Source organism: Bartonella sp. AP36NXGY (genome assembly GCF_042195865.1).
Lineage (GTDB): Bacteria > Pseudomonadota > Alphaproteobacteria > Rhizobiales > Rhizobiaceae > Bartonella.
This window is the reverse complement of sequence record NZ_JBHIPD010000012.1, coordinates 1-14,496: the sequence shown is the minus strand read 5'-3', so window position 1 is coordinate 14,496 and position 14,496 is coordinate 1. Positions and strand designations below refer to the sequence as shown.

At 36.9% G+C, this 14,496-nt stretch carries 10 protein-coding genes, 1 tRNA gene and 1 pseudogene; 4 read left to right on the top strand and 8 right to left on the bottom strand.

Features of this window, described 5'->3' with window-relative positions:
- Positions 1 to 987 precede the first annotated feature (987 nt).
- The gene (locus tag ACFINX_RS06245; RefSeq protein WP_375612059.1) at positions 988 to 3,561 is read right to left on the bottom strand and encodes a DNA translocase FtsK; all 2,574 of its coding nucleotides are present in this window, start codon (positions 3,559 to 3,561) and stop codon (positions 988 to 990) included.
- Positions 3,562 to 4,021: 460 nt separating this feature from the next.
- Here ACFINX_RS06245 and ACFINX_RS06240 point away from each other — a divergent pair, with 460 nt between their 5' ends.
- From ACFINX_RS06240 to rpoH, 3 genes are all read left to right on the top strand, one after another.
- Positions 4,022 to 5,452 (top strand): aldehyde dehydrogenase family protein, encoded by a 1,431-nt coding sequence (locus tag ACFINX_RS06240; protein ID WP_375650658.1) that lies wholly within the window; start codon positions 4,022 to 4,024, stop codon positions 5,450 to 5,452.
- 29 nt (positions 5,453 to 5,481) lie between these two features.
- Positions 5,482 to 6,486: an RluA family pseudouridine synthase gene (locus ACFINX_RS06235; protein WP_375613714.1), complete on the top strand. Its 1,005-nt coding sequence runs from the start codon at positions 5,482 to 5,484 to the stop codon at positions 6,484 to 6,486.
- Between the two features lie 148 nt (positions 6,487 to 6,634).
- Positions 6,635 to 7,519 (top strand): RNA polymerase sigma factor RpoH, encoded by an 885-nt coding sequence (rpoH, locus tag ACFINX_RS06230; protein ID WP_273790355.1) that lies wholly within the window; start codon positions 6,635 to 6,637, stop codon positions 7,517 to 7,519.
- A gap of 203 nt (positions 7,520 to 7,722) precedes the next feature.
- Here rpoH and ACFINX_RS06225 read toward each other — a convergent pair whose 3' ends face one another.
- The 3 genes from ACFINX_RS06225 to ACFINX_RS06215 form a co-directional block, all read right to left on the bottom strand.
- The gene (locus ACFINX_RS06225; protein WP_375613715.1) at positions 7,723 to 9,144 is read right to left on the bottom strand and encodes a hypothetical protein; all 1,422 of its coding nucleotides are present in this window, start codon (positions 9,142 to 9,144) and stop codon (positions 7,723 to 7,725) included.
- Between the two features lie 237 nt (positions 9,145 to 9,381).
- Positions 9,382 to 10,671: an adenylosuccinate synthase gene (locus ACFINX_RS06220; protein WP_375668493.1), complete on the bottom strand. Its 1,290-nt coding sequence runs from the start codon at positions 10,669 to 10,671 to the stop codon at positions 9,382 to 9,384.
- Between the two features lie 383 nt (positions 10,672 to 11,054).
- Positions 11,055 to 12,218, bottom strand: a complete 1,164-nt coding sequence (locus tag ACFINX_RS06215; protein WP_375613717.1) for a phosphoserine transaminase — start codon at positions 12,216 to 12,218, stop codon at positions 11,055 to 11,057.
- Positions 12,219 to 12,619: 401 nt separating this feature from the next.
- On the opposite strand from ACFINX_RS06215, the gene ACFINX_RS06210 reads away from it, so the two are divergent.
- Positions 12,620 to 12,695: transfer RNA gene (locus ACFINX_RS06210), tRNA-Phe, on the top strand.
- A gap of 83 nt (positions 12,696 to 12,778) precedes the next feature.
- Here ACFINX_RS06210 and ACFINX_RS06205 read toward each other — a convergent pair.
- The 4 genes and pseudogenes from ACFINX_RS06205 to ACFINX_RS06190 form a co-directional block, all read right to left on the bottom strand.
- Positions 12,779 to 12,976, bottom strand: a complete 198-nt coding sequence (locus tag ACFINX_RS06205; RefSeq protein WP_375612052.1) for a helix-turn-helix transcriptional regulator — start codon at positions 12,974 to 12,976, stop codon at positions 12,779 to 12,781.
- A gap of 80 nt (positions 12,977 to 13,056) precedes the next feature.
- Positions 13,057 to 13,335: a hypothetical protein gene (locus ACFINX_RS06200; RefSeq protein WP_375612051.1), complete on the bottom strand. Its 279-nt coding sequence runs from the start codon at positions 13,333 to 13,335 to the stop codon at positions 13,057 to 13,059.
- Positions 13,332 to 14,063, bottom strand: a complete 732-nt coding sequence (locus ACFINX_RS06195; RefSeq protein WP_375612050.1) for a phage antirepressor KilAC domain-containing protein — start codon at positions 14,061 to 14,063, stop codon at positions 13,332 to 13,334. Before ACFINX_RS06195 ends, ACFINX_RS06200 begins: the two co-directional genes overlap by 4 nt.
- Before the next feature lie 356 nt (positions 14,064 to 14,419).
- A pseudogene (locus ACFINX_RS06190) lies at positions 14,420 to 14,496 on the bottom strand (phage antirepressor Ant); the annotation flags it as partial.

The following is a 14,496-nucleotide window of genomic DNA, read 5'->3' as shown; positions in this document are numbered from 1 at the left end:
TGCTTATTCACCCATTATGTAATAAATCTTGTTACAATAATGGTAACATCTCCCTCGCATAAATAGTACTCAAAAAGAATACACTTATTTTACACATTCATGCGCCTTTTTTGAAAAGATATCTCCCAAGATCCCCAAGCTTATTTTACGACGTCATCTGTAAATGGTGTAATGTAAAAGTCCCTATAGAGGATATCAAGGCATTGTGCATTACCATTTTTATACTTATAAAAGAGCTGGTTAGCACCATCATTATACTAATTTCAGCCCCTAATGTTATCAATAGTTCTCGGCATTTGAAGGCGTTCATAAGCAGCCTTTTTATTTTTTAACTTTTTTACTCCTACATTATTATGATACGCAAGAAAACGGTTTTAATTGTTTCAACAGAAACAGATTTGAAATGAGAAAATCTTACAATGTTTGAGACTTTTATTCACTGTGAATAATGATAAATTACTATAAATCAATATACTGCATTATCAAAATCTCTTTTTCAAATAAAGCTTCTCGTAAGAACATCTTTCTTGAGCCAATAATATCAAATGATAATAAATTCAGCGTGACGCTTTAAAGTATCCTATGCAACAGAACTTGCATATTGGGCATTTTTCTTATGATGCTCTCAATAATCTCCCAAAGATCTTTCTTTCATTAGAATCGCTACAAAAGAAAAAACAAAAAATATGCCACCGCACTATTTTATTAAAAAATTTCTCTGTAAAAAAGAGAACACAAATTATCTGTTTTCATATAAAGATTTGTTTAATTTCTTTATATTCCAGATCATTTAGAAATGTTAAAAACATCTCATAATCTCCTTTGATATCAGCTTGTTTACCTCATCAGAAGTCTTAATACAAAAGATCGCTTTTGCTTTATTACTCTCCATTTAAATTTTTAATATTATATAAAAAAATAAAACAAGCACATTTAAATAATAACTGTCAGATATTTAAAAAATTGCATATTTTTAAATGCGTTTGTTTATTTTCCTTCATTGAGTAAAATTTCACGTTTTCCAACATGATTAGCGGCTCCAACAATGCCTTTTTCTTCCATTCGCTCGACGAGAGAAGCTGCTTTATTATAGCCGATTGAAAGTCGGCGCTGAATATAAGATGTTGAACATTTTTTATCACGCATAACAATTTTTACAGCTTGGTTATAAAGTTCCTCACCCTCTTCATCAAAATTTTCTTCCTCAGAAATTTCAGCAGCTGAATCAGCAGAAGTATCCTCTTTGTTATCGTCTTCATTATCTGTTACCGTTGCTAAATAATCAGGTTTTCCTTGCATTTTAAGATGTGCAACGATGGATTCAACTTCTTCATCTGAGACAAAAGGTCCATGAACGCGCACAATGCGTCCACCACCTGCCATATGAAGCATATCCCCCTGACCTAAAAGCGTTTCAGCACCTTGTTCACCCAAGATCGTACGACTATCAATTTTTGATGTTACTTGAAAAGAAATGCGGGTAGGAAAGTTCGCTTTAATTGTACCTGTGATAACATCAACAGAAGGACGTTGTGTTGCCATAATAAGATGAATACCTGCCGCACGCGCCATTTGCGCTAAGCGCTGAATGGCATTCTCTATCTCTTTCCCTGCCACCATCATAAGATCAGCCATCTCATCAACAATCACAACAATATAAGGAAGCTGCGTGAGATCCATGGCTTCTTCATGATAAAGCATTTCCCCTGTTTCCTTATCAAAACCCGACTGAACAGTACACATGATTGTTTCGCCTTTTTGAGCTGCAAGTGCAACGCGTGCATTAAAACCATCAATATTACGCACACCTAACTTAGCCATTTTGCGATAACGCTCTTCCATTTCACGAACCGCCCATTTTAAAGCTGTTACTGCTTTTTTGGGATCTGTGACAACGGGTGTTAAAAGATGTGGAATGCCATCATAAACAGAGAGCTCTAACATTTTAGGATCAACCATGATCAAACGACACTGCTTTGGTGTCATACGATAAAGAATCGACAAAATCATTGTATTAATTGCAACAGACTTGCCTGATCCTGTTGTTCCTGCAACCAATAAATGAGGCATTTTTGCTAATTCTGCAATGACCGGTTCACCATTAATCCCCTTCCCCAAAGCAAGAGCAAGTTTAAATTCACTTTCACGAAAAGAACGTGTTTGGATTAATTCTCGTAAATAAACGGTTTCACGAACCGCATTGGGTAACTCAATCCCGATAACATTACGTCCAGGAATTACAGCAACGCGTGTAGAAATAGCAGACATAGAACGCGCAATATCATCAGAAAGATTAATAACGCGCGATGACTTTACGCCCGCGGCGGGTTCAAATTCATACATTGTTACCACTGGCCCTGGATGAACATGGATAACTTCACCCTTAATGCCAAAATCTTCCAAAACACTTTCCAAAAGTCCAGCACCACGTTCTAATGTTTCTTGAGGAATCATCGTACCTTCATGAAAAACAGGTTCCTGTAATAAGTTGATCGGAGGAAATTCATAAACATCACAGTCAATAGATTGAATATTTTGCATAAAAGCAGAATCATAATTACCTAATGGCATACGAGTAGATTGCAATGTTTTAGTTTTACTGTTTGCTTGCACCACAGAAAAATCTTTTGAATTCTTTATGACGGCTTTGTTTATACAATCAACAGTATTATTGGCGACAATATTATTGGTATTTTCAGTCTCTATACTAGCCCCTGCATCACTTAACGCCCCTGTATTACTTAACGTATGAGCAAAATCTTCAACAGAAAGCTTAGAATGACACTCTTTAGTAGTATCATTATTTGTATGCATTAAATCAGAAATTTTCTCAACACCTCGCATCCTTTCCGCTGGAGATTCTGATGTAATTGAATCATAGAGTTGTGGAAAGCGGTATTCAAGAACACGGTAAAGAGCCGTTATTGACTCATCAAAGGCTGTGGGAATATCCGGTGTAATTTCATTTGTCGTGTCAATTGATGTTCCATCCTCTTTTGATGTTTGAGTCTCCACATGTTCAAATATCAAAGATTCACACTCAAAAAATGCATCGTCGGAAAGATGCAACGCAGGTTTTATTTTTTGTAGCACATTTTCCACTTGTAATTTATGTTCTTGTTTATCCTCCTCAAGTGGAATATTTGCTGACGGCATATGAATAGCTTGTCGTGACAACTGCTTCAGAACCGTTGAATGACAAACTGATGTTTTATTCTCTATTGATTGAGGATTAATGACTTTTTTTGTCGAAAGAATATTTGTTGTTTTCTTGTTACAACGTACAATATCTGTATCTGTAATTTTTTTTTGATCTTGCTTCGTAAAAATTTTAAACTGTTTTGCAAAAACTGGATCTGTTTCTATACGACGACGCAAAATCTCAACTTCTGGGGTTCTCGTGAAACGGACGTTTTTTCCGAGGGCAAATGCCTTTTTCCACACTTCCGGATAAGGAAATATCTCAGTAATCTTAACAGATAAATCTTCTCTTGATGCACCTTTTGTACCATCATCAGAAAAAGAAGACGTAGAAATAGATTTTGTTTTCGAATTATGCATGGCACCCAACAAATTTATAGCAATGAGAAAAATAACCTTTTCAAAAAGAATTCGTAGAAACTATCATACGAAGGTTAATAACCTTTTGCTGATGGTTACTTTTTAATGAAAAAAATAATGCCATAATGCATATTCATAATCTGCCTTTTGCATATTTACGATATAAATTGCCCAGTTTATGGTGTCATAGAGCTCGTATTTCATTTGTTTTGAAGAAAACTTCATGATAAAAAAGCTTCAAGAAAATTGTCTATGCCTCTCTTTCTCTCCCTTTTCATAAAAGAAACTAGTCTCAATAATACAATAAGCATTGCTCTATTGAATTCTCCATGCTCAATTATCACGATATAATCTAATTTCTCACGTTTTTATAAGATTATCCTTGTTATCCTCGTTTAAAAAGGCTTAGACTAAGACAATCATAATTACATAAATATAAATAGAAAAAAGGGAGTGAATTATGTTTAATAAACGGAAATTTTATATCAATGGTCTATGGGATGAGCCAAGCACTCCTCACGATTTTGACGTCATTAATCCATCAACAGAGGAGGCTTGTGCTGTCATTAGCCTTGGAAGTACAAAAGATGCTGATAAAGCAATTAATGCGGCTAAAGAAGCCTTTCAAAAATGGAAAACAACATCACCAAATGAGCGTCTTGGATTTGTTGAAAAAATTCTAGAGATCTACGAAAAACGTTCCAAAGACATGGCAAAAACCATTTCAATGGAAATGGGAGCACCAATTGATATGGCGCTTAATGCGCAAACTGCAACCGGAAGTTCCCATATTCGCAATTTTATCGAAGCTTATAAAGAGTTTTCGTTCCAAGAAACTTTAATAAAGGGAAATGAGCAAGCAATCCTTCACTACGATCCTATCGGCGTCGTAGGATTAATTACGCCATGGAATTGGCCCATGAATCAAGTAACTCTTAAAGTTATTCCTGCTCTCTTGGCTGGCTGTACCATGGTGTTAAAGCCCTCTGAAATTGCGCCTCTTTCTGCTATGCTTTTTGCTGAATTTTTAGATGAAGCCGCACTTCCAGCCGGTGTTTTTAATTTAATCAATGGTGATGGTGCGACTGTCGGCTCTTACCTCTCTGCACATCCAGATTTAGAAATGATCAGCTTTACTGGTTCAACTAGAGCAGGAAAAGATATTTCTAAAAATGCCAGCGCTACTTTAAAAAGAGTCTGTCTGGAACTTGGTGGAAAAGGAGCGAATATTATCTTTGCTGATGCCGACTCAGATGCTATTCAACGTGGTGCACGACATTGCTTTTATAATAGTGGACAAAGTTGTAATGCACCAACTCGTATGCTTGTGGAACAGAGCATCTATGACAAAGCCATAAAAATAGCCAAAGATATTGCAGAAACAACAAAAGTAGGACCAAACTGCCAAGAAGGAAATCATATTGGACCTGTCGTTTCAAAAAAACAATATGATAAAATTCAGGATCTTATCCAATCGGGAATTGATGAAGGTGCAACTCTTGTTGCAGGCGGGACTGGTTTACCGAAAGGAATGGAACGCGGTTATTATGTCCGTCCAACAGTCTTTGCTGATGTAAAACCTCATATGCGTATTTTTAAAGAAGAAATCTTTGGTCCAGTTCTCTCGATTCTTTCTTTTAGTACAGAAGAAGAAGCCATCGCTTTAGCGAATGAGACTGAGTATGGTCTTACAAACTATATTCAATCGCAAGATCGCAACAAATGTCGTCGTATTGCGGCACAAGTACGCTCTGGTATGGTAGAAGTTAATGGACATGGATTACCCAGTGGAAGCTACTTTGGAGGTGTAAAATTTTCTGGGCGCGCTCGTGAAGGAGGACATTGGGGAATTAAAGAATTTCTCGATAGTAAAGCAATTTCGTACTGGTAAAATCTTATTAAAAACTTAATAGGAATCGTATGGTAATACAGAAAATAACGGATGAAGGTGCTCTTGGGCAACGTCTTGATCAGTGGCTCGCAAAACAATATCATGATGTGCTCTCACGTTCGCGTTTGCAAACTCTCATCCGTGAAGGCTGTCTTAAAATTGATGGTCAATTCATAAAGGAACCCAAAATAAAATTAAAACCTAACCAAATAATTGAATTGGAAATGCCGGACCTTCGTGATGCAGAACCTAGCGCTGAAGCCATTGCATTGGACATTCTTTTTGAAGATGATCATGTCATTGTTATTAACAAACCAGCCGGTCTTGTTGTTCATCCTGGGAATGGCAATTGGACCGGTACATTGGTTAATGCCCTTATTTACCACTGTGGGAATAGTTTATCTGGTATAGGTGGTGTTAAACGCCCTGGTATTGTCCATCGTCTTGATAAAAATACAAGCGGTGTTATGGTTGTTGCAAAAAATGATCTAGCTCATAAAAGTCTCAGTGCTCAATTTTCTGATCATGGACGTACCTGCGCATTAGATCGACGCTACCATGCCTTGATTTGGGGAACACCTCAGCGCAATGTCTGGACAATTGATGCATCACTTGGCCGTTCGCCCCATAACCGGACAAAGCAAGCTGTCATCCATAACCAAAACCCTTATGCTCGTCATGCTGTTACACATGTTTCTCTGCTTGAAAAATATGGCTCTCATGCAGACTCAACATCTTTTGCTAGCCTTCTGGAATGTCGCTTGGAAACTGGACGCACCCATCAAATCCGTGTTCATATGACTCATATTGGGCATCCACTCATAGGCGATACAGTTTATGGAAACGCTTTTAAAACAAAATCAAACACATTCAACTCCACTATTAGAAATGCAATCGATCAATTCAACCGACATGCACTCCATGCTGCAAGTCTTACTTTTGAACATCCTTCTACCGGTAAAGTTATGTCGTTTTCCGCACCACTGCCTCAAGATATGGCTAAACTTATTAAACTTTTTAAAAAAATGAATTGAAACTTTTCCCCTTCTCAAGATTTCACAATAAAATATCTTTTTTTGAACAAAATTGAAAAATATGCTAGAGTGAGATTATGAGGATAGTTAGCTATCTAAAACATAGAATTTGCCTTATCAGGGAATTCAAACAAAAGGAGGGTGCTATATGGCCCATATGAATTTATTATCAGTAATGACAGGTGATGGTGGTTTAAACCGTTACTTGGAAGAAGTGCGTCGTTTTCCAATGCTTGAGCCAAAAGAAGAATATATGTTAGCTCAGCGTTACCGTGAGCATAATGATCTAAAAGCTGCGCATAGGCTAGTAACCAGCCATTTGCGTCTCGTAGCTAAAATCGCGATGGGATATCGGGGCTACGGACTTCCCATTGGGGAAGTCATTTCAGAAGGCAATGTTGGACTCATGCAAGCTGTTAAACGTTTCGAACCAGAGCGGGGTTTTCGTCTTGCAACCTATGCAATATGGTGGATTAAAGCATCAATCCAAGAATATGTATTGCGCTCTTGGAGTTTGGTGAAAATGGGGACAACAGCTAATCAAAAGCGTTTGTTTTTCAACCTTCGTAAGTTAAAAAGTAAACTTCAAGCACTTGATAGTGGCGATCTCAATGCAGAACAAGTGAAAAAAATTGCAATCCAGTTGAATGTCACAGAAGATGAAGTTGTATCAATGAATCGTAGGCTTGGTGGTGATACTTCACTCAACGCACCAATTCGAACAAAAGAAGGGGAAAACAGTGAGTTGCAAGATTGGTTGGTGGATGAATCTAACGATCAAGAACAAATTTTAATTGAAAAAAGTGAATTAGAAAATCGCCGTTCCATGCTCATAAATGCCATGGACAATCTCAATGAACGCGAAAAGCGTATATTTAAAGCGCGTCGTTTAAACGATGTACCACTAACCCTAGAAGAACTCTCTGGTGAATTTAATATTAGTCGAGAACGAGTAAGACAAATTGAAATGCGTGCATTTGAAAAAGTGCAAAACTCTATCAAAGATTCTACTTTATCTCAAAGTCAAGTATAAAACCTAGAGTTAAGTATAAAGCCAATGGTTTGCACATTCTTTAAATGTGAAAATGAAAAAAAGCATGCCTTGGCTTTATACTTGTAAATCAGCCTATAGAATTCTTTAACTTATTGATATGTAAAGCTTTATTTAATATATTTGGTATATAATTGATAAAGACGGTCGTAGAAAATTCTTCACAGCCGTTTATTTTTTTGCATCTATGTTTTATTTTGTTGACCAAGAACTGTTAACTTATCTTGTTGTGCAAGCCATTGTCCAATAACTTCATTAAAAATAGACTTACCTGTTGGTCCTTTTGCAAAGGTTAATTCACTTATACGCCCGTTTTTATCCGTTAACACCAAACGCATCCAATCTAATTCTCGCATCAATTGTAAATTTCGATCAAGAAATGGATGATTTCCACTCAATGCGACAAGAAAAAAGTCATCGTTAATCTTTGCAGCAATGGTTCTTGTTAAAGCCTGTCCAATGGATTGTTCACTTGCTTTAAAGGTTAATGCTTGAACATTGCTTATAGCTTTACCTGAAAATTTATCCGAAAGAATAAAAATAAGGTCCATAATATATGAAGCAGGAAATGACTGATCGGTATTACGACGTAAAATTAACCGTAATGATATCCCTTCATCAGGAATTGTTATATCACCTTGTATAGTTGTTTCTTCTGGAGACCCCTTCACTTGAGACTCTTTTATAAGTGTCCAGCGAGCACTTCCCGTTGCTATCTTTTCTGCATCATAATTTGTACGTGCTTGATAGAAAACAGCTTCACCTGATGTTTCAAGCGATTGCAAATTGCTATCAACAACTGTTGAGAATACTTCTTCATCCGAAGAATCTATCGCTTGTTTTAAACCAACATCAATTTCACTTCCATCCTCTAATAAGCGTTGTGTTAACTTTCTCTTAATTGGAAATGCCTTTGGTACTCTGTGAGAAGCTTGAAGATTTTCTTCTAAAAACTGATGATCATTTGATACAAATACACGCTCACCAACAAAAAAAATACCAACAAGTAAAACAACAAAACTAACAACAGAAACAGCACTTATCACAATACGCCTTTGCACTAACGATTTATTAGCACGACGTAAAGCCTGAGAAAAAATGTGCGAAACAATATGCGGATTATCTTCCTGCGAAGGAGAAATCTTTAACACACTGCTATTAACATGCTGAGAAGGCACATCAGCCTCCATATTAACAGGCTCTGCATCTGGTATATCTGATACACAAAGCTCAACAAATACCTTGTTATCCTTTGAACGTGTAACAAAATCTTGCTTTCTTTTTATGTTTACCTCTGACAATTCATTATTCTTTGGTAATATAGTTTTTTTTGTATATTTCTTATCTTCATTTATATTTGTGGGATTCCAACCAATAACTGAAGAAAGCCGTTTCTTTTCAACTGCTAAATATTCTCCTTCAACAGTTGCAATAGAACTTTGAAGAATCTTTCTTTGTTCATCCGCTATTGCTTGTGGTATTTTTGCTGTTACAAATTGATGTTCTAGTGTTTCGGTAGCCCGCTTATAAATCCGCTTACGCACTTGTGGTGTAATATTATTTTGTGCATTAATTGTCTTTTTTAAGATTCCAACGAAATCTACCATTTCCTCTATAATCTCTCTTAAACTGAGAAAAAATCAATAGTAAAGCCAAAAAACTTTATTTTAGCCTTCTAAATTGGTTGCCATTTAATATTGGTACAACTATTGCAATAATGTAAAATGAATATGAAAAATAAACAATGCTATTTTGCACCTTTCTTTTACGTGCTCTTAAAAACTTTTTTTGTAAAAAGATACAAAAACGAACAGAGAACATATATAGAAATCTAAAAACAATAATCAATTAACAAAGGGATCCGTAATAAGAATAGTATCTTCACGCTCTGGACTTGTAGATAATAAAGCCACTTTTGTATTAATCAGTTCTTCAATATAGCGTATATATTTAATAGCCTGCACTGGTAAATCTTCCCACCTCAATGCATGTGCTGTTTCTTCCTTCCAACCTTCTAATGTTGCATAAATAGGCTTCACCCGATCCTGAGCTCCCATGGAAGAAGGTAAATAATCAATCCTTTTACCATCAAGCTCATAACCAATACAAATTTTTATTTCATCCAAACCATCTAAAACATCAAGTTTTGTCAATGCTATACCTTGAACACCGCAAATTGTTACCATCTGACGTACTAAGACAGCATCAAACCAACCACATCGACGCTTTCGACCCGTTACAACACCAAATTCATGTCCACGCACTCCCAGAAATTCACCAATATCATTTATCTGCTCTGTCGGGAACGGCCCTTCTCCAACGCGTGTAGTATAAGCTTTTGCAATACCCAAAACATAATGGATTGCATCAGGTCCCATCCCCGAACCTGTACATGCTTGCCCAGCAACTGTATTAGATGACGTTACATAAGGATAAGTTCCAAAATCATTATCTAATAAAGCACCTTGCGCACCTTCAAAAAGAATGTGTTTCCCTCCTCGATAACCTTCATCTAAAAGACGCCACGTACAATCCATAAAGGGCAAAATTTTATCCGCAACTTGCATCAATTCATCATAAAGTGCTCGAGAATCAATCTCTGCAACACCCATCCCACGACGCAAAGCATTATGATGCCTCAAAAGCCGCTCAATCTTAACCATAAGTGTATCTTTTTCTGCTAAATCCATCACTCGGATAGCACGACGTCCCACCTTATCTTCATAAGCCGGTCCAATACCGCGCTTTGTTGTACCAATCTTTAAACCAGATAAACCGCTTTCTCGAATTGCATCAAGATCACGATGCAAAGAAAGAATCAAAGGAGCATTTTCAGCAATACGCAAAATTTCTGGTGTGATTTTTACACCCTGATTACATAGTTTTTTTACTTCTGCAACAAAATGATGAGGGTCAACAACAACACCATTACCAATAATTGATAACTTGCCACGCACTAAACCAGACGGTAAAAGTGATAATTTATAACTGACTCCATCAACAACCAATGTATGGCCAGCATTATGCCCCCCCTGATATCTCACCACGATATCTGCTCGCTCAGACAACCAATCTACAATTTTACCTTTGCCTTCATCACCCCATTGTGTACCGACAACAACTACATTGGCCATAACTTTCTCCGTCGTGTTTGGTCAAAAAAACCAGCATTCAAAAACAAACTCTTCTTTATAACGAAACCTTAGAGCAAGTGCGACTCCTCATTTCAGATTTTTCTCAATCTTCAAGTGATTAAATTTTCAAATTTATGATAATAAAGATAAGCAAATACCCAAATATTTTAAATCTGTCATTTTCGCTACAAAAAGTAAAAACATTAGAGATTTTAATTTGTGCGTATCCAACACCTGACAAAGCATTCATTCCCCGTCTTAATCTTTTACAATTCATGTAATATTTAGAGGCTGTTTGTCTGATACAAGAATACGAAAGATCATCATAATCTCTCGTATCCTTTTTTGTTTAAAAACACGTTGTGAAAATCAACAGTAATTATTTAAAGCTGTGCTTTTTCAACTTGGAACGCCCACTCAAGCCATTGTGTTAAAATTTCAAGATCGGAAGCCTCAATTGTTATACCCGCCCAAATTCGAAGCCCAGGAGGAGCATCGCGATACGAACCGATATCATAAGCAACCCCTTCCTCATCAAGACGCTTCACAACCGCTTTTATAAAAGATACTCGCTTTTCCGTATCCAAAGCAGTAATCACTGGATCCACAATATCTAAACAAATAGCGGTGTTAGAACGCACTTCAGGATCTTTTGCCAAATATTCTAACCATGGCGTTTTGCGAACAAAAGCATCAAGTACAGAAAAATTTTTCTCAACCCTTGCTCTTAATGCCGCTGCACCTCCTAGAGATTTTGCCCACTTCAACCCATCAAGAAAATCCTCAACACAAAGCATAGAAGGTGTATTGATGATCTTTCCTTTAAAAATATCTTCGTTCAATTTTCCATTTTTTGTCATATAGAAAAGTTGGGGCATAGGCCAAGCTGGAACATGATTCTCAAGCCTCTCAACAGCACGAGGACTTAAAATCACCATACCATGTGCAGCCTCACCTCCCAAAACTTTCTGCCATGAAAAAGTAACAACATCTAATTTTGAAAAATCAAGATATTGCGCAAAAGCTGCCGATGTTGCATCACAAATGGTCAATCCAGCCCGCTTATGCGGAATGAAATCCGCATTAGGAATACGCACACCAGAAGTTGTCCCATTCCATGTAAAAACAACATCCCGATCAAAGTCAAGTTGTGTTAAATCTGGTATTTCACCATAAGGAGCTTCAAAACGACGCACATCAGAAAGCTTTAATTGCTCGACAACATCTTTATTCCACCCAAACCCAAAACTTTCCCACGCTGCCATATCAATGCCACGCTCACCTAATAGAGACCATAGAGCAGCCTCAACAGCACCGGTATCTGATCCTGGCATAATTCCTATACGATGATCAGAAGGAACCTCAAGAATCTCACGGGTTAAATTAACAACTTCAGCAAGTTTTAATTCTGCTTCTCTAGATCTATGTGAACGCCCAACTAATGCATTTTTAAGAACATCAAGAGTCCAACCAGGCCGTTTGCTACAAGGGCCTGAAGAAAAATTAGTATTATTGGGACGATTACTTGGTTTTTGTAACATTATCATTATTTCTCCCCTTTTAGATGTTTTTCTTTCTTTATAAAGAAAAACAAATTATTATAAAGACTAATCAATAATCTTTTTAGAAAAAAGTCAAAAATGTTGTCTCTTATTTCGTATGCTTAAAATTTAGGGAAACTTTATAAAAAAATCTTTCTTAATCATTCTTCTCGATTGATTCTCTTAACTTTTTTTCGTATCACCACCACGATAAGACAGCATTCTAATAACAATACACTAAAGTGTCCAATATACCTATCAAATTTATTTTATGATAAAGATTCATTGATAACGCTCTAGAATAGGGAGATAAACTTATCAAAAAATCAATTATTTTTCTTTTGATGACTGGACAGAGAAAATTTTAATGTTATAACCGCAAACGCTTTATATTTTTTATGAAGCATGCCCAGATAGCTCAGTTGGTAGAGCAGCGGACTGAAAATCCGCGTGTCCGTGGTTCGAATCCGCGTCTGGGCACCACTTTTTGTGTTTAAAATATTGAAATATACAGTTTTTTTCTTTAAATAACCATTTTTAGACCACCTTCTACAGTTTATATAATTTTATCTAATTTGCTCCTTATTTTTCTTTGGAGTGAAGGCTAAGATCTTTTTCTTTCTCCACCTCACTGCTCTCCCTAGCTTATATGGCTCCGGAAACAAACCCTGAAGCACCCAATTGCGAATCGTTGTTGTGGATACACTAAAAAGCTGTGCACACTCACGTGTCGTTACATATCTATCTCCATCATCAAATATCATCTCATTACCTTTCTCTTTTTTATGTTACTTAATCCCCTCCTCGTCCTATAGGACGAGGAGATGAAATCAATTGTTTAAAACTAAGCCGCTTTCGTGACGGGCTTCTGCAAACTCGGATCATAAGCTCGCAACAAAGAATCCATTCTATGGGGCAGCTCTGAATCTCCAAAATCCGTTAAAACTGCTAGAATCTTTGTAATATTTGGAATTTCATCTTGAAGTTTTAAAATCAAAGCTTTTTCTACTATGCTCATGATGTCAACCAAGTCACTACAGTCTTTGTCATCTACGTATTCACAATTGATAAACTGAGACAACGCTATCCACAAATCACATAAAAAGTCGATACTGGTATTCATTGCACACCCCCAAAGATCTGTTCTCTCAAACAAGCCAATCCTCTGGATGTGATTTTTGTTGAAGGGAGTACCTTTTCTGTACCATCTGGTCTTTGGATAGTGATAGCAGGACAGTCCATGAAACCTTTTTTGATTTTATCCTGATAAGGTAACAGAGGCGCCCCTGGAGCCCGTCGATACACCCAATCATGTTTACGCAAGTAATTGGTTAAGTCCTTTGGGCGCACCTCCAACATCTTCGCTGCTTCGATAAGACCGAATAAACCATCAGAGCGTTTTAAACCTTCCAAAGCTTCTGCTTTAGGCTTGAGTGTACTCACCTCATTTCTTAAGTCTTCTAATTGATTGATACTCTCTAAAAGGAGCTGTTTAATCGTAAGAGGATTTTCCAAAGCATTGGCAAGATTTATTTGTGGTGTTGCTACTTGTCTTTCCAATTCTTGCCAGCGGTCAATAATCTTTGCTCGTAAAGCAGTGCTGTAACCCGAAACAAGAATTAAACACTCACGTTTGGGAAGATTGTAGCAAGGAAGAGTACGACCTATTGAATCTCTGTAGAATCCTGCAAATTCACTCAGCTCAATTTTGAGCTCAGTGAGTATTTGCCGAATATCCCGCATAACATTCCGATGTTCTTTACCACATAATTCTGCAATTTCACGACTCGACATAGTCTGAGTGGTAGCACTATTAGCAGTGCTTTCTTTAATTTCTATAAGTGTGTTCACTGTGAACTCCTTGGTAATAGAGGTTTTCTATTGACACTCTAAAAGAGTGCCGGGTGCTAGAAAACACGGTACCAAGTCCGTCGTCACACCTTTCCCGTGAGGGTATTGTATAGTGTAACTACACCCGACAAGACCGTTATATGCTACAGCATATAATGAGTCAAAATCTTTAATGTTCAGAAGACTGATTATTTCGGCAACCAATCCGCTTGGTATTTTAAGGTGTTTTCTAGGCACCTGATTCGACAATAGACATACTGATAGTATTTTGTCAAATAAAAAATTAAAAAATCGGCGCTTATAAACTATATCGATTTTATCAGTAAATTCGTATTTCTTTTCCATAATTGTTGCTTTTAATGCATGCTTTGTCTTTTAAGCTCTTGAGACAGCACACCAATTCCTTTTGCTGTGACTTTTGCGCAAGGAATGA